This is a genomic window from Mycobacterium sp. D16R24 (assembly GCF_002013385.1).
Lineage (GTDB): Bacteria > Actinomycetota > Actinomycetes > Mycobacteriales > Mycobacteriaceae > Mycobacterium.
Window position 1 is genome coordinate 45,470 of sequence record NZ_MAEV01000026.1, and the last position, 26,872, is coordinate 72,341.

At 60.9% G+C, this 26,872-nt stretch carries 35 protein-coding genes, 1 tRNA gene and 1 pseudogene; 11 read left to right on the forward strand and 26 right to left on the reverse strand.

Annotation, left to right across the window (positions count from 1 at the left end):
- The first annotated feature begins 397 nt into the window (after positions 1 to 397).
- From B4383_RS20950 to B4383_RS26780, 3 genes are all read left to right on the forward strand, one after another.
- Positions 398 to 604 (forward strand): hypothetical protein, encoded by a 207-nt coding sequence (locus B4383_RS20950; protein ID WP_078293113.1) that lies wholly within the window; start codon positions 398 to 400, stop codon positions 602 to 604.
- Positions 605 to 1,008: 404 nt separating this feature from the next.
- Positions 1,009 to 1,197, forward strand: coding sequence for a hypothetical protein (locus B4383_RS20960; RefSeq protein WP_078293115.1), 189 nt, complete (start codon positions 1,009 to 1,011; stop codon positions 1,195 to 1,197).
- Positions 1,198 to 1,240: 43 nt separating this feature from the next.
- Positions 1,241 to 1,414, forward strand: coding sequence for a hypothetical protein (locus B4383_RS26780; protein WP_176138414.1), 174 nt, complete (start codon positions 1,241 to 1,243; stop codon positions 1,412 to 1,414).
- Positions 1,415 to 1,417: 3 nt separating this feature from the next.
- On the opposite strand, the gene B4383_RS20965 is transcribed toward B4383_RS26780, so the two are convergent.
- The 5 genes from B4383_RS20965 to B4383_RS20990 all read right to left on the reverse strand — a co-directional run bounded on the left by B4383_RS20965 (position 1,418) and on the right by B4383_RS20990 (position 4,702).
- Complete coding sequence (locus B4383_RS20965) at positions 1,418 to 1,942, reverse strand: hypothetical protein (protein WP_139360950.1); 525 nt, start codon at positions 1,940 to 1,942, stop codon at positions 1,418 to 1,420.
- Positions 1,908 to 3,311 carry a hypothetical protein gene (locus B4383_RS26785; RefSeq protein WP_176138415.1) on the reverse strand — a complete coding sequence of 468 codons (1,404 nt, stop codon included), beginning with the start codon at positions 3,309 to 3,311 and terminating at the stop codon, positions 1,908 to 1,910. The genes B4383_RS20965 and B4383_RS26785 overlap by 35 nt, the downstream gene beginning before the upstream one ends.
- Complete coding sequence (locus B4383_RS20975; RefSeq protein ID WP_078293117.1) at positions 3,308 to 3,583, reverse strand: hypothetical protein; 276 nt, start codon at positions 3,581 to 3,583, stop codon at positions 3,308 to 3,310. The genes B4383_RS26785 and B4383_RS20975 overlap by 4 nt, the downstream gene beginning before the upstream one ends.
- A 118-nt stretch (positions 3,584 to 3,701) precedes the next feature.
- On the reverse strand, positions 3,702 to 3,911 hold the full coding sequence (locus tag B4383_RS20980; protein WP_286150703.1) for a hypothetical protein: 210 nt from the start codon (positions 3,909 to 3,911) through the stop codon (positions 3,702 to 3,704).
- Between the two features lie 320 nt (positions 3,912 to 4,231).
- Positions 4,232 to 4,702, reverse strand: coding sequence for a hypothetical protein (locus B4383_RS20990; protein WP_078293119.1), 471 nt, complete (start codon positions 4,700 to 4,702; stop codon positions 4,232 to 4,234).
- A 295-nt stretch (positions 4,703 to 4,997) separates the two neighbouring features.
- On the opposite strand from B4383_RS20990, the gene B4383_RS20995 reads away from it, so the two are divergent.
- Complete coding sequence (locus B4383_RS20995; RefSeq protein WP_078293120.1) at positions 4,998 to 5,663, forward strand: DUF3800 domain-containing protein; 666 nt, start codon at positions 4,998 to 5,000, stop codon at positions 5,661 to 5,663.
- A 153-nt stretch (positions 5,664 to 5,816) separates the two neighbouring features.
- Here B4383_RS20995 and B4383_RS21000 read toward each other — a convergent pair whose 3' ends face one another.
- From B4383_RS21000 to B4383_RS26795, 15 genes are all read right to left on the reverse strand, one after another.
- Positions 5,817 to 6,776, reverse strand: coding sequence for a hypothetical protein (locus tag B4383_RS21000; protein WP_078293121.1), 960 nt, complete (start codon positions 6,774 to 6,776; stop codon positions 5,817 to 5,819).
- Positions 6,773 to 7,090, reverse strand: coding sequence for a hypothetical protein (locus B4383_RS21005; RefSeq protein WP_078293122.1), 318 nt, complete (start codon positions 7,088 to 7,090; stop codon positions 6,773 to 6,775). The genes B4383_RS21000 and B4383_RS21005 overlap by 4 nt, the downstream gene beginning before the upstream one ends.
- Positions 7,083 to 7,460, reverse strand: coding sequence for a hypothetical protein (locus B4383_RS21010; RefSeq protein ID WP_286150706.1), 378 nt, complete (start codon positions 7,458 to 7,460; stop codon positions 7,083 to 7,085). Before B4383_RS21010 ends, B4383_RS21005 begins: the two co-directional genes overlap by 8 nt.
- A gap of 530 nt (positions 7,461 to 7,990) precedes the next feature.
- Complete coding sequence (locus B4383_RS21015; RefSeq protein ID WP_078293123.1) at positions 7,991 to 8,794, reverse strand: hypothetical protein; 804 nt, start codon at positions 8,792 to 8,794, stop codon at positions 7,991 to 7,993.
- Between the two features lie 2 nt (positions 8,795 to 8,796).
- Positions 8,797 to 9,120 carry a hypothetical protein gene (locus tag B4383_RS21020; protein ID WP_139360951.1) on the reverse strand — a complete coding sequence of 108 codons (324 nt, stop codon included), beginning with the start codon at positions 9,118 to 9,120 and terminating at the stop codon, positions 8,797 to 8,799.
- Positions 9,121 to 9,178: 58 nt separating this feature from the next.
- The gene (locus B4383_RS21025; protein ID WP_078293124.1) at positions 9,179 to 10,969 is read right to left on the reverse strand and encodes a hypothetical protein; all 1,791 of its coding nucleotides are present in this window, start codon (positions 10,967 to 10,969) and stop codon (positions 9,179 to 9,181) included.
- Between the two features lie 25 nt (positions 10,970 to 10,994).
- A complete protein-coding gene (locus tag B4383_RS21030; protein ID WP_078293125.1) occupies positions 10,995 to 11,381 on the reverse strand; it encodes a helix-turn-helix domain-containing protein in 387 nt (128 codons plus the stop codon).
- A gap of 225 nt (positions 11,382 to 11,606) precedes the next feature.
- Complete coding sequence (locus B4383_RS21035; RefSeq protein ID WP_078293126.1) at positions 11,607 to 11,864, reverse strand: hypothetical protein; 258 nt, start codon at positions 11,862 to 11,864, stop codon at positions 11,607 to 11,609.
- Positions 11,865 to 11,971: 107 nt separating this feature from the next.
- Positions 11,972 to 12,256, reverse strand: coding sequence for a hypothetical protein (locus B4383_RS21040; protein ID WP_078293127.1), 285 nt, complete (start codon positions 12,254 to 12,256; stop codon positions 11,972 to 11,974).
- Between the two features lie 13 nt (positions 12,257 to 12,269).
- Complete coding sequence (locus B4383_RS21045; protein WP_078293128.1) at positions 12,270 to 12,524, reverse strand: hypothetical protein; 255 nt, start codon at positions 12,522 to 12,524, stop codon at positions 12,270 to 12,272.
- Positions 12,521 to 12,688 (reverse strand): hypothetical protein, encoded by a 168-nt coding sequence (locus B4383_RS26790; protein WP_176138416.1) that lies wholly within the window; start codon positions 12,686 to 12,688, stop codon positions 12,521 to 12,523. The genes B4383_RS21045 and B4383_RS26790 overlap by 4 nt, the downstream gene beginning before the upstream one ends.
- The gene (locus B4383_RS21050) at positions 12,685 to 13,434 is read right to left on the reverse strand and encodes a hypothetical protein (RefSeq protein ID WP_078293129.1); all 750 of its coding nucleotides are present in this window, start codon (positions 13,432 to 13,434) and stop codon (positions 12,685 to 12,687) included. Before B4383_RS21050 ends, B4383_RS26790 begins: the two co-directional genes overlap by 4 nt.
- A 168-nt stretch (positions 13,435 to 13,602) precedes the next feature.
- The gene (locus tag B4383_RS21055) at positions 13,603 to 13,827 is read right to left on the reverse strand and encodes a hypothetical protein (protein ID WP_078293130.1); all 225 of its coding nucleotides are present in this window, start codon (positions 13,825 to 13,827) and stop codon (positions 13,603 to 13,605) included.
- On the reverse strand, positions 13,824 to 14,123 hold the full coding sequence (locus B4383_RS21060) for a hypothetical protein (protein ID WP_286154558.1): 300 nt from the start codon (positions 14,121 to 14,123) through the stop codon (positions 13,824 to 13,826). The genes B4383_RS21055 and B4383_RS21060 overlap by 4 nt, the downstream gene beginning before the upstream one ends.
- Before the next feature lie 208 nt (positions 14,124 to 14,331).
- The gene (locus B4383_RS26795) at positions 14,332 to 14,502 is read right to left on the reverse strand and encodes a hypothetical protein (RefSeq protein ID WP_164497502.1); all 171 of its coding nucleotides are present in this window, start codon (positions 14,500 to 14,502) and stop codon (positions 14,332 to 14,334) included.
- A gap of 112 nt (positions 14,503 to 14,614) precedes the next feature.
- Between B4383_RS26795 and B4383_RS21065 the strand changes: the two genes are divergently transcribed.
- Both B4383_RS21065 and B4383_RS21070 read left to right on the forward strand, forming a co-directional pair.
- On the forward strand, positions 14,615 to 15,193 hold the full coding sequence (locus B4383_RS21065) for a helix-turn-helix transcriptional regulator (protein WP_078293132.1): 579 nt from the start codon (positions 14,615 to 14,617) through the stop codon (positions 15,191 to 15,193).
- Positions 15,186 to 16,373, forward strand: a complete 1,188-nt coding sequence (locus tag B4383_RS21070; RefSeq protein ID WP_078293133.1) for a site-specific integrase — start codon at positions 15,186 to 15,188, stop codon at positions 16,371 to 16,373. Before B4383_RS21065 ends, B4383_RS21070 begins: the two co-directional genes overlap by 8 nt.
- Positions 16,374 to 16,441: 68 nt before the next feature.
- Here B4383_RS21070 and B4383_RS21075 read toward each other — a convergent pair.
- Together B4383_RS21075 and B4383_RS21080 are read right to left on the reverse strand one after the other, a co-directional pair.
- A tRNA-Gly gene (locus tag B4383_RS21075) sits at positions 16,442 to 16,515 on the reverse strand.
- Between the two features lie 116 nt (positions 16,516 to 16,631).
- Complete coding sequence (locus B4383_RS21080) at positions 16,632 to 17,300, reverse strand: TetR family transcriptional regulator (RefSeq protein ID WP_078293134.1); 669 nt, start codon at positions 17,298 to 17,300, stop codon at positions 16,632 to 16,634.
- A 154-nt stretch (positions 17,301 to 17,454) separates the two neighbouring features.
- Here B4383_RS21080 and B4383_RS21085 point away from each other — a divergent pair, with 154 nt between their 5' ends.
- The 4 genes from B4383_RS21085 to B4383_RS21100 all read left to right on the forward strand — a co-directional run bounded on the left by B4383_RS21085 (position 17,455) and on the right by B4383_RS21100 (position 22,724).
- Positions 17,455 to 17,886 carry an MmpS family transport accessory protein gene (locus B4383_RS21085; protein WP_078293183.1) on the forward strand — a complete coding sequence of 144 codons (432 nt, stop codon included), beginning with the start codon at positions 17,455 to 17,457 and terminating at the stop codon, positions 17,884 to 17,886.
- Entirely contained in the window at positions 17,883 to 20,786 is a 2,904-nt protein-coding gene (locus B4383_RS21090; RefSeq protein ID WP_078293135.1) for an RND family transporter, read from the forward strand. The genes B4383_RS21085 and B4383_RS21090 overlap by 4 nt, the downstream gene beginning before the upstream one ends.
- 303 nt (positions 20,787 to 21,089) lie before the next feature.
- Positions 21,090 to 22,382 (forward strand): trypsin-like peptidase domain-containing protein, encoded by a 1,293-nt coding sequence (locus B4383_RS21095; protein WP_078293184.1) that lies wholly within the window; start codon positions 21,090 to 21,092, stop codon positions 22,380 to 22,382.
- Between the two features lie 69 nt (positions 22,383 to 22,451).
- Positions 22,452 to 22,724: a DUF2218 domain-containing protein gene (locus B4383_RS21100; RefSeq protein WP_078293136.1), complete on the forward strand. Its 273-nt coding sequence runs from the start codon at positions 22,452 to 22,454 to the stop codon at positions 22,722 to 22,724.
- On the opposite strand, the pseudogene B4383_RS21105 reads toward B4383_RS21100, so the two are convergent.
- A pseudogene (locus B4383_RS21105) lies at positions 22,721 to 22,912 on the reverse strand (hypothetical protein); the annotation flags it as partial. The gene B4383_RS21100 and the pseudogene B4383_RS21105 sit on opposite strands and share 4 nt — an antisense overlap.
- Before the next feature lie 385 nt (positions 22,913 to 23,297).
- Here B4383_RS21105 and B4383_RS21110 point away from each other — a divergent pair.
- A complete protein-coding gene (locus B4383_RS21110) occupies positions 23,298 to 23,510 on the forward strand; it encodes a CsbD family protein (protein WP_078293138.1) in 213 nt (70 codons plus the stop codon).
- Between the two features lie 31 nt (positions 23,511 to 23,541).
- On the opposite strand, the gene B4383_RS21115 is transcribed toward B4383_RS21110, so the two are convergent.
- From B4383_RS21115 to B4383_RS21125, 3 genes are all read right to left on the reverse strand, one after another.
- Entirely contained in the window at positions 23,542 to 24,345 is an 804-nt protein-coding gene (locus B4383_RS21115; RefSeq protein WP_078293139.1) for a transglutaminase family protein, read from the reverse strand.
- Between the two features lie 128 nt (positions 24,346 to 24,473).
- Positions 24,474 to 25,352: a formylglycine-generating enzyme family protein gene (locus B4383_RS21120; protein ID WP_078293140.1), complete on the reverse strand. Its 879-nt coding sequence runs from the start codon at positions 25,350 to 25,352 to the stop codon at positions 24,474 to 24,476.
- A gap of 17 nt (positions 25,353 to 25,369) precedes the next feature.
- Complete coding sequence (locus B4383_RS21125) at positions 25,370 to 26,797, reverse strand: DoxX family protein (protein WP_078293141.1); 1,428 nt, start codon at positions 26,795 to 26,797, stop codon at positions 25,370 to 25,372.
- Between the last annotated feature and the right edge of the window lie 75 nt (positions 26,798 to 26,872).

Below are 26,872 nucleotides of genomic sequence, written 5' to 3' on the forward strand. Positions count from 1 at the left end.
GAGTATCAGTGGGTTTCCACAGTGTCGCGACCTGGGGAGACGCGTCTATTGCAGTGCCATCGAGTACACGGAAATCGATTCGACTTGTGACCCGCACGTGACCCTCGGGGTCATATCCAGGTGCATTGGCGACCAGGATGTTGCCCCGTTGCCCCCCGAGGGGTGTGCACAGCGATACACATCCTCGACGGGAGCCGAGGAGGATGTCCGCGAACTGGGACACCCCTCGCGACAGCCCCATGGCTTCTCCTCTACTTCATCACTGCGTGAAGAAGTAGAGTGCGCGGCCCCTTCCGCTAGGTGATGGTCGGGGGTAGAGTTCGGTTTCTATCCCGTTCTGGGATCTCATGGCGTGGCACGGATATCTATCCGTTCTCATTTGAAAGGTCCACGCCCCATGTCTATCAACAGCTCTCTACGTCGCCAGGCTGACGCTCTTGGTCTGCGCGTCACGAAGATTCCCGAGTCCTCCCCACGCTTCGCGCAGTACGGCCCATTCATGTTGACCGACAACCGCACTAATACTGTCGTTTCAGGTGGCCTTGAGGCAGAGGACATCGCCAGAGCGCTCGATCACCTCGGTGAACAGTTCACCGAGGTGTAAGGGGGGTGTCGATCTCCGACGACACCCTTTTACGGTCTACACCGAAAAACGCAGCTCAGGGCAAGGGTGTCCGAGTTCATGGACACCCTTGGTTTTGAACGTGCTACATCGACTTAGGTTCTGAGGGCAGAGCTTCGAGGAATCGATCGAGTTCAGTGATCAGGTACACCGGTTTGCTTCCTGGGTATCTGGGGCAGACATTTCCCGCCCTGCGGTGACGGTCGAGGGTTGATCGTGAGATGCCGCAGTACTTGGCAGCGTCATCTGCAGCCAGAGCACCGACTGGATTTTCAGTCGTGCGGCACCGCCGGTCAGCGAAATCAAGTTGAGTCATGCGCCCAGATATACCCGTGTACCCGACAAGCCATGAGCTGGCTTTTTATCCGTTCGAGTAGAAAGCACTGATGATCAAGATCGCCTATAACCGCAAGGAAGCCGCAGAGGCTCTCGGTATCAGCCTTTACAAGCTGGACGAGCATAAGCGGAACGGGGAGCTGTGCCCCAGGTATGACGGCACCACTCCGTTGTATGACCCGGATGACCTCAAGTCGTTCTACAAGTCTCTGCCGTCCGAACCGCCCACCAGGCTCTAAATCTCCGTTGCGGAAGGGGTTCCGCACGTGTCACCGTGGACTCATGCGCAGTGAGCACAAGTCGAACGGCGATGAATGGGATGCATTCACCGGCGCGCGGCACATGCTCGTCAGCATGCGTCGTGCTGGTGTGCGCAAGTTGCTCAAGAAGCGGTCGCATCGGATAGACCGCCGACGTGCGCGGCAGCGCTTGGCATCAGATCCGCAAGACCGTTAGCGATCAGCGGTAGGGCACGTGGTACACGATCACGTAGGTGATGCCGCCTTCGGCGTTGGGAATCAGGACAAGAATCCCGCGCCCACCAATGTATTGATCGCATGAGCCGTAGTCGTTGCGGTCGATCGTGATACCTGCGTATTCAAGGATGCCTTTTTCATAGGAGGCTCCGATGAGCGGGCGCCGTTCGTATCCCTTGTATTTGACGTTCGCGCAGGTCTGATTCATCACCTCTTCGCGTGGAGCGACGAAGCTGATGAGGGCTTTGGCGCGAAAGTCTTCCAAGGGTGGCTTAACGACTTGCACGTGTTCAGCTCTGGTCGGCAAGGCAATGTTGAAGTCGCCCATGATCTGCCGGGCTTCCTCTATAGGCGGCAAGTTTGGAGATGCACTGGATGTTGTCGTGGTCGTTGACTGGTGAACCTGCTGTGTGCCAATGCAACCCGATAAAACTGCGGCGCATACCAGCAGTGTGGCGGCGAGCGCGCGTGTTCTAGCCACCAGAGCGCCATATCCCGGTGCGGCCACCCATGGTGAACTCCTGTGCGTATCCGATGAGGTGGAAGCGGGCCATTTGCGAATCGGTGACGGGGGTTCCCATGATTGGGGTGAGCTTGCCTATGTCCCAGTTATACCGGTCGCGGGTGTTCACATCGGCGCTCACCTCGTAGCGCCAATCGCGGCCATCAGAGGGCGGGAACACAGTGACTTGCCCGGCCAGGTTGTAGTCGAATCGTCCCGATGCCAAGAACCAGTCGTGTTCTGCCCCTGTGGCGGACTGACGAGCCTCTGAGCCCAGCCATTCGGTATTAATAGGGAAGGTCAACGGTCCAGTGGCCCCGGTCGCTTGCGCCCTTGAAATAGCGTCAGCGCCCAAATCTCTTGTCACAGTATCGACTCCGTTACGGAAGTCAGGGATATCGCCAAGCATCTGTTTCACATCTTGCGGGAGCGGCGCACCGCTGGCCCCGAGGTAGTGCTCCAAATTCCGCGCCGCGTGCGGTATCTCGCCTTGCTTAAGTTCGACCCCAGCCTCAACCGTTTGTTTAGCAAGCCAGTCGCCGGGGTTGCGCGGCTCCCACGAACCGAACGGACCGGCGCCAGCGTCTTTGGGCTCCCACGCGGGAGGCTTGGGCTGCTCAGGCAGTGTGGTGCCCTCCACCGGATCACCAAGCCTATCCGGGAAAGGCTCCCCGCCAGGTGTCCCGCCTTCAATGGGTGTGCCTGGAGGTGGCCACTTACCAGGCTCAGGCACTGGGTTGCGCGGCTCGGCGGCGCGCTCTATCGACTCGTCCTTGGGCGACTTGCGGTCACCGTCATCGAGCATCTGAACCGTGCCGTCGCGGCCCTGGCCGTCGAACGTGATGCCCTCCAGCTCAGCGGCTTTGGTGGCTAGATCCTTGCCCACCTTGGTATCGGCTGCGACGAGCGCACCCGCGCGCCACCGGATGAACTCGGCGTGTTCCTTGGCGGCTTTTGCGCGCTTGGCCTGTGCATCCTCATCCGATGACGAGTTGGCGTCGGTGACGGACAGGTCTTCGGCCACTGTGAAGCCCTTGCCCTCCGCATCGGCGATGGACTCCAAGGCTTTACGTTGCGCGCCCCGAACGTCTTCGGCGCCTCTGGTTGCGGTGTCGGCGGCTCCCCGGAGGGCTTCGCTCTGCCTGCGGACCACCGACAGATCGGCGGTTACCCGATCCCATGCGGCATCCTTGGCTACACCTTTCCACTCGGTGTCACCGGGGGCCGCAATATTCGCCTGGTGCTGCTCAAATAACCGCTCGGACTCGCTGGCCATCTTCTGCCACCGTGACGCAGCCTGCTCCAGGTGCCCGGCATCCCAGCTCTGTATCTGCGACCGGCTCGGCGTCGCTACTGCCGCCACAGCGGGGCTCACATCGATCTCGCAATGTCCGCGGCGCTACGAGCCACAGTGTCGTCATAGGCCTTGCCACCAGCGGCCATGTCGCCTGACTGGCCTTCGACGCGGCCCGACTGGGCACCACGAATCGACATGGCAGCGCCATCGACAGCGGCGACCCCAGCGTGACTGGGCTGGCTGCCCGACCCAGTTCCCGCACCGCCAGACGCGAGTTCATCGGCTAGCCCCGCACTGCGAGCTGCCGCCGACCGCAGACCGTCGGCATCTGCACCTAAGTAGCCAGACATCGCACCCCCTGGTAGCTAACAACTACGCGCACAGTAACACCGCGATAAGGGCCATGCCTACGGTTGTCAGCCCCTCTGGTACTGCCACGGTGGCGGGGTTGCCCGGATCATGTACACCTCACCACGGGTCCGGGTTTCCGCGACAATCTTGCCGTTGAGATAGCGGGATCCTGACCTCCATGCCGGGCTGGACCTCGAATCGGGCGTACTCCTTGCCCTCACGTAGGTCGCCAGTGATGGTTTCGGTCCAGACGCCGCGGCCCCAGTTGTGCATCACGGTGCACACCGTTTGGCCGGTCGTGAGCTTGTTGACGTGGAGCTTGACCACACTCGGACGGTATGTCGTGGGTATGACAGCGAGGTACTTACCGCTCGGGGCGAATCCCGCCGTTTACGCAGGCCCAAAACTTTTCCTCGGTGACGCACAGCTGGTCGCGCAGTATCCGCTTCCACAAGTCAATGCCGTACGTATCCCGTTTACCGATCGGGTGCGAGATTTTCGTCCTGAGGATCTGACCGTCTCGAAGTGTCAGTTCGTATCGAACATGATCGTTGTTCTTACCCCGACGACCCGAGCCGTGCGAAACGCAAACCCAACCATCTGCCTCGCAAAACTTCTGGTGATCCTTGCGCGAGGCAACCGGCCAGCTAGTCACCGGCCTGCGTCATCAACCAGCCGTGGAGCTCATCGTCAGACATCGTCTGCGCTAGGTAGACGATGGGAACGTTCCCCTCATGGTTGGGCGCAAAACGTAGACGGCTAACCCAGTCCTCCGCGTAATCGCGGATCTCGTCAACCAGGTCGTCGAAAACGTCGGACAATGACTCGCCCTCCGCGGCTAGTGGCAGTCCACGTAGGGCCGCCGTGTACAGACCCTCACCAGAGTTGTAATCCACCTCGACCGAGTCGGCAACGATCCGCTCTAACAGATCACGCAACACCGTCGTCTTAACCACCGCGACGGAGCCAGCTCGTAAATCTCGATTCGAGCGTCCACGCCGCAGGCTAACCAACAAACCGTCTTGAGCAGTGTCAATGACATCCGAAAGGTGTGCCCTGCTGTCTTTGAGAGTGTCGTACTGGAGCGGCTGATGCGGACCACTCTTCACTGCAGGCATGAAGCCACGTCCTTGTTTGAGTGTTGCGGGTACCGTTCGTACATTTTGTACGTTTTGTACATCTAACGCAACCTTCAGACATTCTGTTCCCGAGGGGTTGGGTACAAAAAGCCCCTCCGTAAGAGAGCTACCGGAGGGGCTTTGACCGGCCGGTACCGCGAGACCGAGACATCGCCTAACGGCTGTCCACAGCCAAATGCACACTCGTGATCTGGAGATTCCCAATTCCGCGTATCACCGCATCTAGTGGTGGTACTACCTGTACTCAGGCCGGAAACTCGACACGGGGGTATCTATGCGCAAGTACCTCTTCTCAGACGAGAGCGGCGATTTGCAGTGCCGCGCTGACCCTAACGTATCCAGGTTCTTCGCAGTCGGGAGCCTGTTTGTGACGGAGAGCGAGCTTATCCAGCTCCGCTCAGCCATGTCGTCACTCCGAGACGAACTCGCCTGGAGCTCACACGGTTTGGATTCCGCCTTCCATGCCACTACCGACAAACAGTATGTTAGAGACGAGGTCTTTGAAGTCCTGCGGCAGCTGAACTTCCGCTTCGATGTAACCCTGCTAGAGAAGCGGAAGAGCCAGGCGCACATACGTTCCACTGAGGAAATGCTCTACAAGTACGCCTGGTACTACCACTTGAAGTATCACGCCAACCAGATGTTTCGCGAGAACGATGAAGCGCTCATAGTTGCCGCTGAATTGGGCACGAGGAAGAAGCGACAGGCATTCCGCGAAGCGATCGAAGATGTCATGACGCAGTGCCTCCCGTACCGAGTGAAACGGGCTTTAGCGTTCTGGCGTGACGAATCCGACTTTGCTCTGCAAGCTGTGGACTACCTCACTTGGGCGGTCACACGGTTTTACGAGCGGGGGGACGCGCGGAGCTTCGAATTGATTCAGGGGAAGGTCAACTCCACCTTCGACCTCTTCAAATGGGGCACCCAATACTACTTCTGAACTGCAAAAATAACGAACCCCCGATCAACTAGGCGTTAGCCAGAGCCCAGGGGCTCTTTCGTCGATCGGGGTCGCTGCCTCGAAGTGTAGACCGCGACCATGACATTGCTTTGGATTTTCCAGTCAGGTGTCTAGGCATGCCGCGTCCCACGGTTAGTTGATGATCTCCACAGTCGCAGCGGCGAAAGCCCATCCCGAGGAACCATCCGGTTGAGTGAGCGATCCGTCCGTGGTTGTTGAGTCTTTTGTGTTCAGCACCATGGACCGTGAGCTGGACGGCCCCGCGACGACGCGGCGTGTGTAGCCAGCAGGCGCGGAGCTCCACCCGGCACCGTTCAGGAAAGCGGTGGCGTGGAAGTGCAGCAGGACCGAGGACCCATTGGCGTGGGTGAGCGTCACTGACGGTGCGGTGACGTTGACGGCAGCGCCACCAACGGCGGCATGCCCACCGATTGGAGAGGTTGCGACCGACCCGGTGATCACTACGGCGATCATCTGCTCTGCCCACGTCCACGTGCCCGAGGTGGTGTTGGTGGCGGTGGCTTTGAACCACGCCGTTGTCAAAGCCGCTTGTCCGGCAGAGGTATTGGTGTTGTCGATGTAGTTCCAGTTCGGCACCGTGCCGCCAGCCGAGGGCTTCGTAGGCGCTGTGTTCTGTGAATCGAACGCGCACAGCAGGATCAGATCGCCGACCTGATGGGTCGGGATAGTTACCGAGTTAGTCGTGCTCGCGTTGGAAGAGACATACGAGATCGGGGCTGTGATGGTCACTGTTGGGGTGCCGCCAGTGAGGGTGAGGCTTGCGGGCGTGGGAGCCACTGTCAGGCCGATCGATGGGGTTCCGCCGGTGAGCGTCAGAGTTGCGGGCGTGGGCGTGATAACCCTGCCAATCGAGACAGTCGGCACCCCACCCGTGAGGGTCAATACCGCCGCTTCTGGTCGCACCGTCTGGCGAAGCGCCGGCCGCCCGCCGATTAACGTCAGCTCGCCGGGTGTCGGCTCTATGAGAACGTTTTCCGTGACAACAACGTCCGGGACACCGCCCGTGAGAGTGAGTTCCGCCGCTGTGGGTTCGATGATGGTTTCGGCCCACCAACCTGTCACACCGCTCATGGGGCCACTTCCTGTCTTCGTATGATCTCGTTGTCGGCGGGCATCAGAACATCCCCGACGAGGCGGCACAGCCGTACGCCATGAGGCCAGTCCACTTCGGGTGTCACACCGTCGCCCCAGCGGTGAATCAACACATCGTTGCCGTCTGCCAGATCGGCTAGCCGATCGCGCAGTCGGTCGCACTCTTGCCCAAAGTCGTAGACGTCAGTGCTTGTGTTGTTCTCTAGCCGTTCCAGTGCGGCCACGGTCCCGGCGATCAACAGATCTCGCAGACCGTCAATGGCCGCAGCTTCCGGCCTGATACGCCTAGCCAACGCCCTGCGCCCTCTTCCGAGCCTCGTTGTGGGCCCGCCATTTGACCTGTGCAGCCTTCTGCTTCGCCGGATCCTTGGTGGCGGCCTCTTCCATCTGAATACCGGCCAGCACCCGAGCCAGTGCCGCGCGATGCTGACGCACCTCAGCGATAGCGGGATGCAGAACCACACGCCCGCTATTGAGGACCACCGACAACCCGTCAGTGGAGATGCACTCCTCGAGCTCAGTGATCCGACTCGCCAGATTCCGGGCCTGCTCTAGCCATTCGGCCTCTCGCCCATCGGGCCTCAGACCACACTCAAGCATCTCAGCGGTGATCCGCTCTACCAGAGCATCACCCGCGGTCTTGTCATTCTTACGACTTACCATGTCCTACCTGCGCATTCTCTATGCGGCCGGGCCCGTGGGCACCAAAAAACAGTTCTGTGTGCAATGCAGAGACCGAAATCAGCAGCTTCGGCCCGTGGCGCTGGGATAGGCCACCGGGGGGTGGAGGCCGGGGGGTGATTCGGTGCTCTGTGTGCAGTCGTGGGGGGTGATCGGCGTGGTGGTGTGTGATCCCTTACCGGAACGCGCACAGGGGCAATCAGCGGCTTGCGGTCTTCTATCGTGACAACTGTGTGGTCAGGCGCCACCATGTCTCCTTGCTTGTGGTGACCCCCGCTCGCTGTGTGAAACGGGGCAGCGAGCAGGGGTCAGGTGGCGTGTCCTTCCCCGCTGTCTGAGAGCGGGGAATTGTGCGCCGGGGTTTGGTACACCTGCCGTCCATGGCTGCTATGTCATATCTGGCAGCTGTACCGGGGTTGGTGCAAAGGAGTGACCCTTCCTTGCACCGAATCGATGCTGTGGTCACGACGCGTATCCGTTTCGGTGGGCGTCGTCAGCATCGAAGTCTCTGTCTACTTGTCGGGGTCGAACTTGCCGCCGTTAGTGGGGCGCAGTGTCCCTCTGCGGTCGATTGGCAGACGGCCCGCTGTGAAGAAGTCCAAGCGGTCCATGACCTGTGCGTCACCGCGTCGGCCATCGGCGATACATCTGCGCAGGTATCGCGCGGAATGCTGCAATAGCATCTTGCCGCTCTCGGCGGTGTCTAGCCGCTTCTTGATGGCTGCATACTCAGGGACGCACTGACGGGTGTAGTCGTCGATCCAATCGGCGGAGAGACCAGTGGATTTCAGATACGTGGGTAGCTCCTCTAAGAGGACACCCAGTTGTTCGCGGGTGGAGTTCTTGATGAGGTCGCGGGCAACAAGCATCTTGTCGTGACCAGTGGAGCTGTCGAGCAGGCGCTCAGAACGATGCCAGAACCGGGTGTTTCGACTCTCCGCTGCCGCATCGCCGGGAGTGACCAGGCTAGAGAGATACCCGTCGAACTCGGCACGCGCCTTCTCGTAGCGTGCCTCCACTTGCTGCTCTGCACGGTCAACGGCCTTGACCGCATCAGTATTGGCGAACAGTGCTATCTGCTCGCTGTATCCCGAACTGGAATACCGATGGGCTTCCTTCTCGGTTGCCTCCAAGTGCCGGGCCAACTCCTTGTGCGCGTGCGTAATAGCCGTCGCAGCCTGTTCGTAGGCAGTCCCCTCGACTACTGTCGCACCTGCGCTCACACCACCAGGCTCAAGACGAACCGAGTCGGGCGGTTGGGATGGGCTGTAGTCGGGCTGGCTCGGATACAGGCTTTGCGAGTCATTTCCGATCATGATCATTGTTCCTTCTCCGTGAGAGTCCACAATTCCGTTGCGGCTGTAGCTGTTTCGGGATACGCCGCAGTGTAGGCGTCGCGGGTTTGCGGCCAGCGGTGGTGATACGCGGCGTGCAGTAGCGCACGCACCATCACCTCGTCGTGTGCCGACATGGCCAGGGTGAGAAGCCGAGTGGCCATATCCTCGGATTCCACAGATGCAACCCGGTCGATAGCGTCGCGCTGTTCCAGGATGCCGAAGATATCGACTGGATGTGGTTGGTCGAGCAGTTGCGCGGACAATGCTTGACGCCGGGTCTCGACGGTCATCACTAATGCCTCCATATGTTTGATGGTGCGTTATTGCCCTGGGCGGGTGAGTTTTTCTTGCCGCTAACGGCAATCAGAAGATCTCGGAGCTGCCGAGGAACATGCCCATCAGCCCCCACACTGCGGCGAGGGTGCGGGTGGCTTTGGCTACGGGATCTTCTTCCTCGGAGTCGTCCCCGATCGACAGCTCGATCGTCATGGGGGTGGACTCGTCGTAAGACCTACGGATAGCGGTGCATTGGTCAACGTGGATGACGTTGGCCATCTGGAACCCCAACCGGTCACCAAGGGTGAAATCGGTATCCAGCAGGTAGGGCATCCCATTGCGGATGGATGTCTTAAAGCTCGTGTAGGCCCGTGTTTTCCAATGCCCTGAGCGCAGGTTCAGGATTCCGGACACGGTGTATGCGGTGCCGCCACCACCCTGCTCGAAGTGCTCCAGGAACCCGAAGTCGCCCATGCGGATAGCGCGGATCGGATCCGTGAACCGTTGGAAGGCAAGAAGAGTGTCGTCCAGCTGGCCTTGGTAGAGCTCCTCTAAACCGGGAGTTCCGGGTTGTTGGTAGGCCCCGATCGCGTAGGAGATGACAGCCGACAGCTGAGACAAGGAGTACTTGATTCCGAATGTCTGAAGCTGGTTCACCCACCCCGGAGAACGACCGCCGATCATGATGGTTTTCGCTGTGGCGCCGTGCGTTGTTCTCTGAGACTCGACAATTCCCGAGTACTCGCCGTCCTTGAACACAACCCACGGCGGCTTTGGTGCCACGCCAAACCACTTGCGGATCAGGGGATCCGTCTCGCCGTCGTTGTCCTTGTCTAGATCAATGACACTTGAGAGGGTCTCGGTGATCATGTCGTCCGCCGTGGACGCGATCAGGTTGATCGGGCCGTCCAAAAGTGTTCCCGTAGGCCCGGTCACACCAGACTTGTCCTCAACGGCGAGGATCACGGCGTTACGGTGAGGACGGGCTAGTTGTCCAGCAAGGGTTCCCAGTTCGGGATGGGGTGAGTCTTTATCCTCGGTGAGCCACGTGTAGGCCCGGATCATGCAGCCGGCATCCTCGAGCAGCGGTGCTGTGACGGTGTGGATGTCCGTCCAGCGGGAGGTGAGGATCGTCGTCCGGGACTGATCGAAGAGCGGGTTGACGAACTGCACCTGCACCGGCCACAGCAGCGGATCAAACCCACCGATTATGTCGGCAACCCCCAACCACGCGCCGGGGTTGAAGATGTTCGTCGGAATAGACAGCAGCGGAAAGAACTGCCGCGCAAGGTTAATGAACATCGTCAGAGAAACGGCAGTGCGGCAGTTCCACGGAAGCACGAACATCTTCGGAAACTGGATCTCAGGCGGGAAGATTGGATTGGCACCAGCTAGAAGGTGTTTGACATGCTCGCGGTTGTGGACCATCTCCATTTCGACGGTGTGCAACCCGTCATTGGAGCGCTTCGCGGTGACCCCGGTGACTTTCCCGCCCCACCGCGTCCTCCAAGACCGGTTGGTCGGAATCGGATCAAGGGTGAAGTGCAGGTCCTCTTCAGCGCGGCGGTCGTACAGGATGAAGTCCGACAACCAGTTGTCGCGCCGTATCACACACGTACCGGTGCCAGAGTCGGCCATCACCTCTTCGACACGCACGCTCTTTTCCTGAGCGATGGTGCCGATGAACTGCATGTTCTTGTCCCACAACCGAAGCAGGGGGCGCTGTTTGGTCTCTTCGATGGTGGTATGCCGGCGGGCGTCGAGGTACCGGTATGCGGACATGGGATTGCCGACAGTCGGCGCTTGGGTAGCGCCGATGATGCGGTCAAGGATTTGTTGAGGGGACGAGATGCCCGTGAGGTCGACGTTCCAGCTCATCCGCGTTCCACCGCGGATGAGGCACTTACTGTTCGGCTAGAAAGATCTCCAGGTCGGCGCGGTTGATAACCCAGTCGCGACCCTGTTTGGTCGCCCTGAGGCGGCCTGTTCGGCACCAATGACGTACGCAACGCTCAGACCTCCCGGTCTCATGCGCAGCCATGGTTGTTGTCACTTTCAAGTCTGTAGCATTCCCTTGAACGCCAGCGAGTTTCGTTCCGCTAGCGGCAAGGGTGGCGAATTGAGCGGCGAACTGCAGGGCTTGTAGGAACGAGAATTTGTCCGGGTCGTTCATCCGAACACGCAGCCGCACATCACCGTTGATCCCCGCGTAGTTCTGTAGCCACAGGGCGAATTCGGGCGGGATGATCAACTCACAGTTTTCCGTAAGGTACTGGCTTGGTGGCTTCATGGGCTCTCCGCGGCATCAACGATATGATCCGCGAACCGCAGGGCCGCCTCGACGGTGAGGACGCACCCGCCAATGTGCAGCGCGCTTCCCTCCCTGCGTATCTCGGGATGCTCAGAGCCACGGCATTGCAGGCATACCCCACCCTTGGCGCGCGTGCGGCGCACACGACACCGGACACAGGGCCGTACGTTGCGGCGGCGCCTCACCGAGCCCGTTTGCTCTCACTCATGCGTCCCACCATCCGTACTTGTCACAGTTCTCTCGGGTCCATTCGAGCCCTGTTTCCTGCGCCCGTTGCCTTATTACTTCAACCCAATCGTTGTATGCCTCAAGGACATCAAGGTCCAATTCTTTCCAGAACAGCAGCTGATCCATTTCAGCGCGCGTGCTCGGGAGACGGTCAATCTGGAAGTAGACCCACATGTCGTACTGCAGTTGTGCGCGTTCGGCCGGGTCAAGTCGGTTCGTGTCGAAATCGTCCATGCCACACCTATGCCCCGCTTACTTGCGCTTCGCATCGCGGCGAGTACGCCGAGACTTGCTCTTGCGCTTGTGGGTAGGCCATTCCGACCCGTCACGTCCGCTCTTGCTCATTTGCTTATCCGATCGAAGGCGGCAATTGCTTCACGCAACCGATTGATGTCCCGGCCATCGAAGTTGAAAGGGCCACACTCGATACACCAGTCGCTTGCAGTGTTGTGAGTGAGCCGCAGTGGCATTGACCGCCACGAATCGGTCTCGTCCTCGTATGGCTCGAGGTAGCCGAATTCGTCTGCGATAAAGCGCTGATACTCGTTATCTGCGTAGGTGCGGGGGTAGTCGCACAGCCGGAACTTCGGCGGTGCGATGTTCTCGTCGGATTGGTTGTTACTCATTGGGCCTGGCCTTTCAGTTGCAGAGTCGTAGGAAGTTGTGGCGGTTGTATTCCCAGCCGCGTTGCTCAATGGCGAACTGAATTCCCTTGAGCCATCTGCGGTGGTCGTCGTGGATGATGTAGCCGACCTCTTGGAGGTAGAGCATCCAGTTGATCTCGTCGTCGTCAGTCGGTGGTTCGTAGCGCAGAAGATGCAGCTGCGATAGGCGCCTGGCCTCGTCCGGGTCGGCGAGCACCTTGTCTTTCCATGGCGGTGGGGTCCAGGTCATTGCGCTTGGCCTTCTGCCGTGGTGTCGTCGTCCATGGCTTCCCAGTTCCAGCTCAAAAGTGCCTTGCCGCAGGCGTCGTGGCCATGTCTGTATGGCGCGCTCTCGTAGGTGTTGACCAAGCAGAAGCAGATGCAGCAGGGCTTGTACAGGAGCAGTTGCGTCATGCCACGGCCCTGTTCTGCCGAAAGTTGGGGTGCAGGGGGCAATCGGTTAGGTCGTCTAGGCGTCCGGCTTGGTCGCATTTGTTGGGGCAGCTGTCGATAGCGGCTCGGATGGCTCTGTGCTCTGCCTCGATACGTTCGGCCTTGAACCGATCAAGGGCTTCTTTGCGTTCGCGTTCCAGACCGCACGGAGGACAGTCGGGTGGGTTCTCTACGCCGAAGTGCTTACGACAGCGGGGTTGTCCTAGAGGGTCAAGAAGAGGGGCGGGGGGCGGCGAGGCCGCACCTTCTCCTAAAAACTTCTCTAAAGAACTTATAGGGGTGCCGTTTTCGCTGGTAGGCGCGTTGGCTGTGTCGGGTACTTTTGGACTAATAGTCGGGTACTCGTCGACTAATAGTCGGGTACTTTCGGCTAAAGTAGGCGACTTTTTGTCGGGTACTTTAGCCACCCCCGCGCCAACATCGGTGGGCATCAACAGTCGATACGTATCGGACTTGCCCTTGCTTCCACGTAGGCGCTCTATCACTGGTTCCAGGTAGCCCAGATCCGTAGCGCGCTTGTAGGCACGCTGCACGGTGCGCTCATTAGTTGCGGTGCTGGCCGCTACGGTCTGCTGGCGCACACAGAAGGTGTCCCCACCATTCAGCACCGCCTTCACCACCTGACGGACCAGCACGATTTTCTCTCCCGCAGGGATACGGGAGTCCGCCACGACGAGGTCGAACCACTTCCACTTGTTGTACTTCATGCGACCTCCGTCTTCCACCGCGACCAATGAGGTGACTTCCGAGGCAGCCCGTTGGGCCACTTACACGGAAGTCCAGCGGGCGCAGCGCATTCGGGACAGGGGCGGATATCCGCCCCTGTCACCGAGTACGGGGTAGCTCGCTCGTGCGAGCCGGTTTCTTCGTCAAAGTCAGCCAACGGCCTGTACCTGATCGTCTTCGTATCCGTTGACATTCCGGTACGGGGGCAACGTGAGTAACCAGCTGGCGATCATCGCTGCCCTCGGGTGACTCCCCAATGCGGCGTGGTCGTCGTCGGTGGGCTCATCCAGCATGCGCAAGATCAACGATCTCGTTGGCGCATCGAACATTTGGAATGTCTCCAGGTCAGCGTCCTTTGTGTCCCAGGCCCTCATTTCGCACCACCCGACCACCGGACTGCCTGAAATACGGCTTTGATGATGGCGTTGGCAACGAGAAATGCGTCGGCAGGTGTGTAGCTGGTGTCCCCGACGTAGACCTCTGGGTGGTCCTCGCCGTCGGTGGCGATGCTGCCGTCCTGGTACTGCGTTACAACCGCGCGGATGTCCAAATCCGATATGCCTTCACGCAATTCGGCAGGACCGGACCAGACCAGACGGTATTGGACGCCGTCCAAGTTCTCTTGCCAGGCATCGACCCACTCGAGGTCGGCACCGGGAGGCAGTGGCACCGGGCCTGTTTGAGCATCTTGCCGCTGACTAGTTGAGGCTGTAGTGTTCATGGGAGATCGATTCCTTCCAAGGGATTTGATTGATTGCCCTCGACCTGGTGCTTGGCGGTGCTGGTCGGGGGCAGTTCTTTTTTCGGACGAAGATCTGGCGTTCGGTCGTCGTCGCGGATACCGATATCGGGGAACAGTTCCTGCGGGTAGTGGTGCATCAGGCGGCACCCGCCTCCAGGCGAGCGACATACTCGGCGATTTGTCGGTCAGTGGAGAAGCGGCGCTTACCGATCTTCACGCTGGGCAGTTCGCCCGTCCTCCACAGCTGGAACACCAACGAGCGGCAAATGCCACCCAACTTGAGGCCAACGGCCTCCCAATCGTTCATGGGCACCCTCCGGGTTGCTCTGAAATGAAACACTCAGATGGACTTAGAGCGTCATAACAGAGCATACACCTGATGCTCCCGAACGCAACGAGATGTATGCGAGAATGGTGCGATGCCGAACGTAGATGGTGTCGCCAAGGCGTGGCAGATGGAGCTGGCTGGTCGGGTCGGCAAGGCTGTCCACGACTACCGCAGATATCTCAACTTGTCGGCGCAGGCGCTTGCATCTCGCACCGCGGAACTGGGTTATCCACTCACGCGGGTTGCTATATCGAAGATCGAAAGCAACAGTCGCGCAGGAAAGCTCGATGTCTCTGAACTCGTGGTGCTCGCGGAGGCCATGGGGGTTCCCCCGGTTGCTCTGCTATACCCCAGGCTGCCGGATGGAGATGTGGAATTCCTTCCGGGGCAGCATGTTGCGTCGATCGTGGCGCTTTTGCGATTCACGGGTGAGCGTGACAAGGACCCTCAGTCAGACCTGGGATTGCTCGCGAAGCTATCCCGCGAGAAGTTCGATAAGCAGATCAGGATTGAGACCGCGCTAGAACTGTTGGAAGAACTGACGTCCAACAATCCCGGCGGTATCGCAGTCGAGGACATCACTGCAGTGGCCGACAAGAACGAGGAATTGAAGGCCTTGAACCGACAAATTCGTGCGATTCCGGAGTCAGAGGTTGCCGACCGTGACTAGGCAGCAGCTTCCTCCGCAGATTAGGAAGATCACGGTACTGGACCGTGCGAGCGGGAAAATGGTTGAGCGGTACCGGGTTAAGGTCGATGTCGGGGTCAACTCGGCGGACGGCAAGCGGCAGCAGGCAAAGCGGCATTGTCGAACCGAGGCCGAGGCGCGCAGGCTTCTGTCCGAACTTCAGTACAAGGCCACGACGGGCACCTACGTCGCACCGTCAAAGATTACCGTCGAGCAGATGTGTACGGAATACGTTGCGGGACGCCATAACCTGCGAGCTTCCTCTCTGTCCAAGCTTGAATATGATCTTGCCCCGCTGCGCGAGCGTCACGGCGCTCGACAGGTTCAGAAGCTCACTAAGGCTCATATCGACACTCTGGTAACGGATCTCGTGGCCGGTGGCACCGTCACCGCGAAGGGGCGTACGCGCCGGCCTTGGTCCCCGGTCGCAGTCAACAAGGTGATCTCCACTGTGGCGCAGGTGCTTGATGACGCTCGCGAGCAAGGGATTGTTCAGAAGAACGTCGCCGAGAAGGTAGCTCGCGTGTCGGTGCCCGACAGCGAGGTTGATACCTACACCACCGCCGAAGTCGAACAGTTGCGTAAGCACTTCGCGACCGACCGCATTGGCCATGCGTGGGAACTCGCCACATACGGCCTGCGGCGCGGGGAGATAGCAGGTCTCCGGTGGGCCGACATAGACCTGACGGCGGGGACTTTGAGTGTGGCCAACAACCGGGTTTCGGCTGGGGGGTCCACTGTCGAGAATGACCCGAAGTCGCAAGCTTCACGGCGTGTGCTTCCACTCCCTAGCCGGCTGGCGACAGTCCTGCGCGCAGCAAAAAAGCGCCAGACGATCGAACGGCTGGCGCTTGGGGAGCACTACGGTGCGGGGGAGTATGTGGTCTGCAATGAGGTTGGGGAGCCGTACAACCCCGCCGTTCTCTCGCGCTATTGGGCTAAGTCTGTCGCAGGCGCTGGCCTGCGGCACCTAAAGCTTCACGGTGGGCGACACACTGCGGCGACGCTGATGCACCTCGACGGCGTGCCCGTCGCCGTCATCGCGGCGTGGATCGGGCACTCAGACCCGACCCTGACGTTGCGGGTCTATGCGCACTCCCAGAACGACGCCTTGAAACTGGCGGGGGCCTCGTTGGACCGTCCGAACAAGAGTTCTGTCTGACTTGTGACCTTTGGTGACCCTGAGGGCCGCGGTCGAACAGTATCGAACGGTATCGACGCTGGTCAGAGTGGAGCCGATGACGGGAATCGAACCCGCGTATTCAGCTTGGGAAGCTGATGTTCTGCCATTGAACTACATCGGCGGAGAGTGGTCTGTCTAGCGGAACCAGTAGCACCTCTCGGCGTGTGAGCTTACATGTGAGAGCGCCTCCGAGTCCGCGTCATCACCGCTTTGGGGGCGTGAGATGCGGACAGGCAATCAGGAACTGCGCTTGACCAGGGCGCCGACGATCAGCCGGGCCAGCATGGTTTCCAAGTCGGCGTCGAAGTTCAAATGGATATCTGCCAGTGCGGGATCGGTCTCAATGGCGGCGATGGCGCTGGCTGACGGCCGCGCGTACATCCACAGCGCAGCGCTCGTCACCAGGATGGACAGGCACACACTCTGGGCATCGTCACCGAGCTCGGGAATGTAGCTCCGGATAGCTTCGGTGAGCGAGGCGATGCTGGCATGGGCGGATCGCCGGAAGCGCAGCAGCGTTCCATCCGAGACGTTGTGCTCCAGCACACCCGGTTGGGCCGTTATCAAGTCGCACAACACCGCGTGCTGCCGCAGAGACCTGCTGAGCAGGGTGGCTACGTGGTTGGCCCGTTCCTGCGCAGTACCGGAGTACGTGTCGCGAGAGAGCTCCGCCACAATTTCGGTCGCCCAGCAGCGCAGCGCGGCATCGAGCAGTTCCAGCAATACGGCCTCGCGAGACTCGAAGTACCGGACCATCGCCGACTTTGCTAGGCCGGTACGTCGACTCAGCTCATTAAGGGTTATCTGGCTGACTGGCATGTCGCTGAGCATGGAGGATGCGGTTTCCAGGATGGCTTGCCGGCGGATCTCGCGCTGCTCCTCGCTGCGTGCGCGCCGGAAGGTCATGGCCCGATGTTAATGCGCCGCCGGTCACCTCATAGTGAACCGCCGGTCTATTAACGTGGTACGGTTCCGCCGTAATAGACCGTCGGTACACAAGGTTGTGTCGCCGGTTGTCCGGTAGTGGCCTCATCGGCAGGTGCAGAAGGGGATGCGCACGGTGTATCGACTGTTGAAGCGGTTCTGGATTCCGCTACTGCTGGTAGTCGTTGTCGGGATCGGTGGATACGCGATCTCGCAGATCCGTAGCTCCATAAATCCCCCTCCTCCCAAACCGGGCGAGGGATCGGGCATCACCGCGAATTTCAACCCGAAGCACATCACCTATGAGGTCATCGGGTCGGGCGGCACTGCGAACCTCAATTACCTCGATGAGAACGGGCAACCCCATCTCGTTGAGAATGCTTCACTCCCTTGGTCTTTCACGATCGTGACAACAATGCCATCCATGTCGGCCAACATCGTCGCGCAAGGCGATCGCAACGTCAGCGGTCTTGGGTGCCGCGTGACGGTCGACGGGGGCGTGCGTGACGACCGATCCAGTACCGACAAGGTCAAACCGTTCATCTACTGCTTGGTGAAATCCGTATGAGCAATGTGCACGCGAAGCCGCACCGGCCGTTTGTTGGCCACCTGATCCGGATCTTCTCGCTGCCGATCATCTTGTTCTGGGTCGGGCTGGCGGTCGTCCTGGGCGCGATGATGCCGTCGCTTGATGAGGTAGCGGCCTCTCGTTCGGTTCCGATTAGCCCCACCAAATCTGAGGCCTATCAAGGGATGCTGAACATCGGCAAGGTGTTTCAGCAGTACGACTCGGACTCTTCGGCGATGGTCGTTCTGGAAGGCGACGACAAACTCGGCGATTCCGCGCACGAGTACTACGACGGCATCGTGACCAAACTCAAGGCCGATCACGAACACGTGCAGAACGTCCAGGACTTCTGGAGCGACCCGCTGACCGCGGCGGGCTCACAGAGCGTGGACGGCAAGGCCGCCTACGTGCAGATCTTCCTCAACGGATCACAGGGCACCAGTGCTAGTCACGAATCGGTGGCCGCGGTGCGCCAGATCGTCAGCTCCGTGCCCGCGCCCCCGGGCATCAAGGCCCACGTGGCCGGTAATACTGTGCTCAATGCGGACACGAGCGTAGCCGGTCATCAATCCATGGCGACCATGGAATTGGTGTCGGTGGGCGTGATCATCGTGATGATCCTGTTCATCTATCGCTCCATCGTCACGATGCTCATATCCATGGTCATCATTGGTCTGGAACTGTTTGCTGCGCAAGGCGTTACGGCTACGGCCGGATATCTGAACATTATCGGTCTGACCCCCTATGCGGTGAGCATGGTGACGATGCTGGCGTTGGCTGCCGGTACCGACTACGTGATCTTCCTCTTTGGCCGCTACCACGAGGAGAGATCAAAAGGTTTGAGCCGCGAAGACGCGTATTACGTTGCGTATCACGGTGTCTCGCACGTCATACTGGGCTCCGGTCTGACCATCGTCGGCGCGTGCATGTGCCTGACCATGACCACGCTGCCGTACTTCCAGAGCATGGCCCTGCCGTGCGCGATCTCGGTTCTGGTGATCGTGGCCGCGGCACTGACGCTGGCACCCGCAGTCCTGACGGTGGCCTCGAAATTCGGGCTTCTCGAGCCCAAGGGCAAGCTCTCCAGTACGGGCTGGCGCAAGGTCGGCACATCGGTGGTGCGCTGGCCCATCCCTATCATCGTGTTGACCAGCTTGGTTGCGATCATCGGCTTCGTCAGCTTGATGACCTACGTGCCGCAGTACAACGACCAGAAATTCACGCCCGCCGACATGCCGGCCAACCTGGCGATGGGAGTGGCCGACCGCCACTTCTCCCAGGCCCGCATGAACCCGGAACTGCTGATGCTGGAGGCCGACCACGACCTGCGCACCCCCGCAGACATGCTCGTCATCGACAGGGTGGCCAAGGGCATTGTTCACATGCGCGGAATCGAACGCGTGCAGACCATCACCCGTCCGCTGGGCGCGCCCATTGAACACAGCTCAATCCCGTTCCTCATGGGTGCGCAGAATGCGGGCACCCTGCAGACCGCAAAATTCAACAACGACAACTCGGCTCAGATGCTCGAGCAGGCCGACGAGATGAGCAAGACCGTCGCCAGCATGGAACGCATGTACAGCCTCATGCAGGAGCTGACCGCCACCACACACAGCATGGTCGGCCGGACTCACGACCTGGTGAAGGTCACCGAGGACATGCGCGACAACCTGGCCAACTTCGATGACTTCTACCGGCCATTGCGCAATTACCTGTACTGGGAGCCGCACTGCTACGACATCCCGATCTGTCAGTCGCTACGTTCCATCTTCGATGTCTTGGACGGCATCGATAAACTCACCGAACAAATGCAGGGCCTTACCGCCGATATGGATCGCATGGATCAGCTGATGCCCCAGATGCTTCCGGTATTAAGGACCACCATCGACTCGATGGGACGGATGCGCGACTTCATGGTGGCCACGCACAGCGTGATGGCCGGTACCCAGGCGCAGCAGCAGGAACTGGCCAAGGGCGCCACGGAAATTGGCCTCTACTTCGATCAGGCCAAGAACGATGACTTCTTCTATCTACCGCCCGACGTGTTTACCAACCCCGACTTCAAACGCGGGCTCAAAATGTTCGTATCGCCGGACGGTAAGGCGGTCCGATTCATCATCACCCACCAAGGCGACCCGGCCTCGGTTGAGGGCATCGAGCACGTCCGTGACCTCAAAGGCGTTGTCGCCGACGCGGTCAAGGGAACCCCGCTATCCAATGCGAAGGTCTCGATCGCGGGTACCGCGTCGATGTACGCCGACATGCAAGACGGCGTGACCGTAGACCTGGCCATCGCAATCATCGCCTCGATGATCCTGATCTTCGCGATCATGGTGCTCATCACCCGCTCCGTGGTGGCGGCCCTGGTCATCGTCGGCACCGTGGCCGCATCCCTGGGCACCGCATGTGGCCTGTCAGTACTGTTGTGGCAGGACATCCTCGGGCTGGGCGTGCAGTGGATCGTCATCCCTCTATCGATGGTGATCCTGCTGGCGGTCGGTTCGGACTACAACCTGCTGGTGGTTTCGCGACTCAAAGAGGAAATCCACGCCGGACTCAACACCGGCATGATCCGCGGCATGGGCGCCACCGGCCGCGTCGTGACCGCCGCCGGACTGGTGTTCGCGTTCACCATGATGTCGATGATCGTCAGTGACCTACGCGTGGTCGGCCAACTCGGCATGACCATCGGTATCGGCCTTATAGTCGACACGCTGATCGTGCGGGCTTTCATGACGCCGGCGATCGCCGCGGCACTGGGGCGCTGGTTCTGGTGGCCGATCAACACCTTCGAAATCGTTCGGCGTGGCCGCGACGTTCAGTCACCGGAACCGACGACGGCACCGCTTCCTGTAGTGGATGCGGGACCGCAATCGCCACCTGCCTCCACCACCCCCTGAAAAGTCTTGGGCTGCAGAGAGGAAATTCTCAGCCTGGCCTCAGTGGATGCAGGCACTGTGACAGTGCGTACCAGAGGCGGCCAGTGCCCTGACTGCATCTTGAGGAAGAAGGAACCATCCATGAACTACCAGCCTGGGCATCCGCCGTACGGAAACGAATTCCCTGTGGGCCAGCACGGCTATCGGCAGGTGCACGGTGCATCCACCACTGCTCGGACACGCTACCCCTATGACGAGATGTACCAGGACCGGGCGCCGCAGGCTCCGAACCCTGTGCACGGGAAGCGTCTTCGCACGCTAGGGCTGACCGCCGGTGCCGTCGTGGTGGCCATTGGTGCCAGCGCGGCCACGGCGGCCGTGGTGGTCAACCATTCCGCGCGCCCGGCCCCCGTCGCGCAGGTATCTGGCCCCGCGCCCGGCGGAAAGCCCTCACTGCCAACGGGTTCAATACTGGGAAAGCCTGGCAGCACGCCCGCAGGCAACTCCGTTGAAGAGGTGTCGGCCAAAGTGCTGCCCAGTGTGGTGCAACTGAAGATCCGAAGTGGACAGCAGGGCGAGGAAGGATCCGGCGTGGTCCTGAGCTCCGACGGGTTGATCCTGACCAACAACCACGTGGTGGCCGCGGCGATGTCGAGCAGCGGCGATCTGGCGCCCTCGGCTCCCGCGCCCCGCGGGCCACTCTCCAACCTTCCTCCCGGCATCCTTCCCGGCGGACAGCTGCCCGGCGGCTACCGGGACGGGCGCGACGGCTCCGAACTGGACGGCTCCGAACTGGACGGCTCCGACGGGCGCACCACGCGGCCTTCGGCCCGGACCGGTGACGGTGTCAAGGCAACGGTGACCCTGGCCGACGGCCGTACGGTGCCGTTCACCGTGGTCGGCGCCGATCCCGCCGATGACATCGCGGTGGTCCGCGCCCAGGGCGTTTCCGACCTCACCCCGATCACCATGGGTTCGTCGAAAGACCTGAAGGTGGGACAGAACGTTGTCGCCATCGGCTCGCCGTTGGGCCTGCAGGGGACGGTGACCACCGGCATCATCAGCGCACTGCGTCGACCGGTCGCCACCGGCGATGAGCAGAGCGGCCAGCATTCGGTGATGAGTGCCATCCAGACGGATGCGGCAATCAACCCCGGCAACTCCGGCGGTGCTCTCGTCGACATGAACGGCTCGCTCATCGGTGTGAACTCGGCGATCGCGTCGCTGGGTGGGGGCCAGGACTCGCAGGGTGGCGGTCAGGCCGGCTCGATTGGTCTGGGCTTCGCCATCCCGGTGGATCAGGCCAAGCGCATCGCGGATGAACTGGTGGCCACCGGAACCGTCCGGCAAGCCTCGCTGGGTGTCCAACTCGGCTCCGACCAGGACACGCGTGGCGCGCTCGTGGCAGGAGTTGTGCGTGGCAGCGCGGCGGCAACCGCCGGTCTGCCCAAGGGTTCGGTGATCACCAAGGTCGACGACCAGGTCATCGACGGCCCCGAGGCTCTGGTGGCCGCGGTGCGCTCGAAGGCTCCGGGGGACACCATGGCGCTCACCTACGACGACCCGTCGGGAACCTCGCGCACGGTCCAGGTCACCCTGGGACAGTCGGAAACGTGATCGCGCCAACGCCGACGAGACCTGCCGTGCACACTGACACCGCTGTACAGAATCTGGAAGAATCGTGAGATGGCCACTGTGCACGGCGTGATCGTCACGGACCGTCCTGAGCGCTATGCGAAACAACTCGCCCAGCATTGGGCAGTCAAGAGCACGGTGACCGAGCTCGATGGCGGTGCGATACAGATCGAGATGACCCACGATGCGATCACCGTGCTGCGCCCACAGCAGGGAGAACTGCACGTCGAGGCGAGCTCCGCGGAGTTCGGCGATGTGGTCAAGCGGCATCTTGAGCGCTTTGGTACCCGTGACGAACTCAGCCTGAACTGGGTGGCCGACTAGTCCCGCGCGAATGCTGCGCCTGACTCTTGCTCCAGATCGACGAAGGTCTCCTCGCTGACGTCTACCGCAACACCTTGATAGGGCCGGCCGGAGGGCACTGGCTTACCGTCAACGAAAAACATTGTGGTACAGAGGTACTCGCCGCATATTCCCTTATCCTCGCGGACGAATTCCATACCCAGAGTGCGCTCGGGTTTGGCGGTGTCCCCGGTGTCGGGTTCCACGGGTAGTCCTCGCGGAGCGAAGAATCTGGGTATGCAGTGACGTCACCCGTGGGCGCTATTCATCAACGTGATTCATGGTGTCTCGCCAAGATCCGGAAACGGAAGATGATCGCGAAGAATGGCGTGACGATGTGAATAGACATGCTCACATCGACGCTAGTGGACAGCGCGAGAGTGAGCATCACCCCTTTCGGGTGATTCGTCAGGAAGCCCGTGAACTGAACTCGTCGCACCAGGGAGGTTTCGTGCGTAGTGTCGGAAGTGGCGTTGACGATAACTGCCGGGAACCGATGTGATGAACCTTCGGCTCGCGCCTGTCTCGGGTGGAATACAGAAAGGTTTGAAACACATGGGAATTGCTGATGATGCCAAGAACACGGCCGAGGATCTCAAGGGCCGCGCCAAGGAAGCCGTTGGGGCTGCCACTGGTGATGAGGATCTGAAGGCCGAAGGCCAGGTCGATCAGGGGATCGCCTCGGTCAAGGAGAAGCTCACCGAGGCCGCTGACAAGCTCAAGGAAGGCGTGGACGCGGTCAAGGACAAACTGACCGGGAACTCCTAGCCCTCTCGCTCAGCTGGTCTCTCTTCTGGTGTCATCGCAGGGAGACCAGCTGATCGACGTGATCCTCGGGTAGGTCACCGTCGACCACGGCGGTGACGAACGATTGGTTCAATACGATCTGCCCACCGTGGTTGTCGAGGAATGCCGTGTCGGCGGCGTCGCGACCGGTGGTGATGCGAACCATCGTTTGCCGTGGTGCCAGACAGGTCGCGTCCACCACTTGCCAACGGTTGTCGACGACGGCCTCGGCAACAGCGTGAAAGTCCATGGGGTCACAGCCCGGCGCATATACCGCGACGAGCCGGGCCGGCACCTTGACGGCCCGAAGCAGCGCCACCACGAGGTGTGCGTAGTCGCGGCAGACCCCCGCGGCCGCCAAGAGGGTATCGACGGCGCCATCGATGGGATCGCTCGATCCCGGTGAATACGTCAAACGGGACCCGACCCAGGACGAGACCTTCTCCAACAGCACCGAGGGTTCGGTGTGTTCACCGAATTCGGTTGCCGCGAAACCGTAGAACTTGTCGGCCTCGGCGTAGCGGCTCGGGCGCAGGTACGTGGACAGGTCTGCGGCCTCGACGGGCACTTCGTCAGCCTGCCCGAGAATAGTTGCCGCATAAGAGACTTTGAGGTTTCCCTGCCCGACGTCGAGCCGGTGAATACGGTTACCGTGCTCGCCCGCGACCTCCTGGGCCTCGACGCGCTGTCCGTTCAGCTCCAGTGACAAGCTTTCCGTCACCTGGGCGCCGGGTAGCGGCGACACGGCGATCTGGAACTCCAATGTCGATGGCGCCAAGATGTCGACGTCGAGTTGAGCTCCGACATCACGTTTCATACCGTTCCTCCCACAAGTCAATACGATGATGTGCGCTGCCGTCAGACCGGATCAGTCTGACATCGGAACCGTCGGCCCGCTTGCTGCTAGTGGCGCCCTGCGGTGTGGGTGCCACTACAGCGTATGTGTTACGTCCGGCTCTCCACGCAGCGGAATCCGATATGGGTCGTTGCACTGTCCTGTGACTGTGGTGAGCGCGCCGCGGGCCGATAGCGGTGGCAGTACTCGGGCGCGCACAAATGCGAGCCGCCCTTGAGTGCCTGGATCACCGACGGGTCGGGGTTATCGGATGGGCTGCAGCACGACGTGGGGGCGTCCTGGCCGGGTTCGAATCGTGTCGAGGTCCATTCCCAGACATTGCCGATCATGTCGAGAAGGCCGAACTCGTTCGGCGGGAAGGTACCGACGGGAGAGGTACCGCGCCAGCCCAGAGCACCGTCGTTGCGATACGGGAAGCTGCCTTGCCAGGTGTTGGCCATCAGTTGCCCGCCGGGGGACACCTCATCGCCCCAGGCGTAGGTCGTATCGCCGCCACCGCGCGCCGCGTACTCCCACTCGGTTTCGGTGGGCAGCCGTCTGCCCGCCCAGCGGGCGTAGGCCTTCGCATCGGTGTACGCCACCTGGACGACGGGATGATCTGCGGCGCTGTCGATATCGCTGTCCGGCCCGGCCGGCCGCCGCCAGCAGGCACCCGGAACCCAATCCCACCATTGCTGCCAGTCATGCAGGTTCACCGGACCGCTGGTTGACCGGAACACCATGGCCCCGGGCACCAGATCGTCGGGTGAGGCACCCGGGTAGAGGGCCGGATCGGGGGCACGTTCGGCGACGGTCACATACCCGGTCTGGGTGACAAACTCCGTGAACTGAGCGTTGGTGACAGGGTGCCGTTCGATGGCCAAGGCGTCGACCGACGCGGTGCGTACGGGCCGTTCCTCGGGGTAGAAATTGTTGCAGCCCATGGAAAATGGCCCACCCGGTAGCTTCACTAGCTCGGTCAGTGCCATCCACCCGTTCTATCAGATCAGCGGTTGTAGGGCGCTTCCTGCACCCAGTTGAAACCGCGCTCGACAAGCGGGAACGAGGCGGGGTCCATCCTGGTGACGCGCAGATGGACCGTGTGGCCCGCGTAATCGTCACCGTCGACGATCATCTGATTCGGCTGTCCGGGCCACCAATAGGTGAGCCGGATCCGCACCGGGGTCTCCTTGTACGTGCCCAGCTCGATTTGATGGGTGAGGTCGATGAAGTGCTTGCGCGGATCGATGGTGCCGCCGAAGACCTCGAACGAATCGTCCATGCGCTGCACCGTTACCATTACTGGCGCAGACACATGGAATGGTCTGTCGAATATCACTCTGCGCCAACGGATTTTGTCCGTAATCAGCGGATCACGCGGATATCCCTCGGAAGAGAACGTCTCCACCTGCCAGATGCCGTACAGGTTGGGCGTGGGTCTGGTGAACTGCTGCCACCCTTGTCCACCGAAGGCCGCCAGCAGCGCAAGGCCCACCACCAGCTGGGTCGCCAGCGCGATCCGGTTGGCTCGGGGGCGGGCGAATAACTGCGGCATCGTGGCCGCGGGAACCGCACGATCGGTGAAGAACGCCGTCAACAGGCGTCGCGCGTAGGGAGCCAGCAGGAACAGGCTCAACAGCAGCAGCTGGGAGGACACCGTTTTGAGGCGGATGTCGTAAGTCATGTTGAGCAGGAAGACCTGCGTCAGGTCGACCACACACACCAGGGCCCCCGCCGCGGTGGTGCGGGGCAGCAGCAGGAGCAGGCCGCCGAACACCTCGGCCAGGCCGAGCAGGATTTGGTACGGCTGCGAAATGCCCACCTGTGCCCACAGCACCCCGGCCGGACTGAAGTTTCCGTACGGCTCCACGAGCCGGTTGAGCACGAAGGGCATCTGCGTCGGGATCACCTTCGCCATCCCGAAATAGAACATCGCGGTGGCGAGTACGAGCCGCAGGACGGTCCACACCCAGGCCTGCAGGCGGTCATAGCGTGGGCGTCCCCAATCGAGCACCGTCCACATCGCTGTCGCGACAGCAGCCAAGAAGGCGATGCAGAACAGCGCCGTCCATTGGAACGCGCTATCGCTACCCACCTGGGTGCTCTGCACGCTCAGACCCAGGAGATGTTCGCCGATCCATGCGATAGGGGCTCGGGCCGCGTGGAACAAACCGCGAATCACCGACCACGGGCCGTCGATGCCGATGCCCTTGAGGATGACCGGGATGAGACCGACGGCCACGACCAGCCCGAATGCGCCGAAATAGCAGGTCCCGAATCGAAAAGCGACCAGTGTCGCCTGCCCCCACACCGGCCCTTTGTCGTCCTCGCCGACCGTATCTTGCAGGTCGGCACCCCCCACGATGCTCATCACCCCATAGTCCGGACCTATCGGGGTTTGCTCAAGCAATCGAGCAGAAGTGCTCTCGATCACGGCCTCAGCAGACGCCCAGAAAATCCCTGTAGCGTGCCTAACGATCTGTAAACCCAACTGACATCTCGAGGTGTT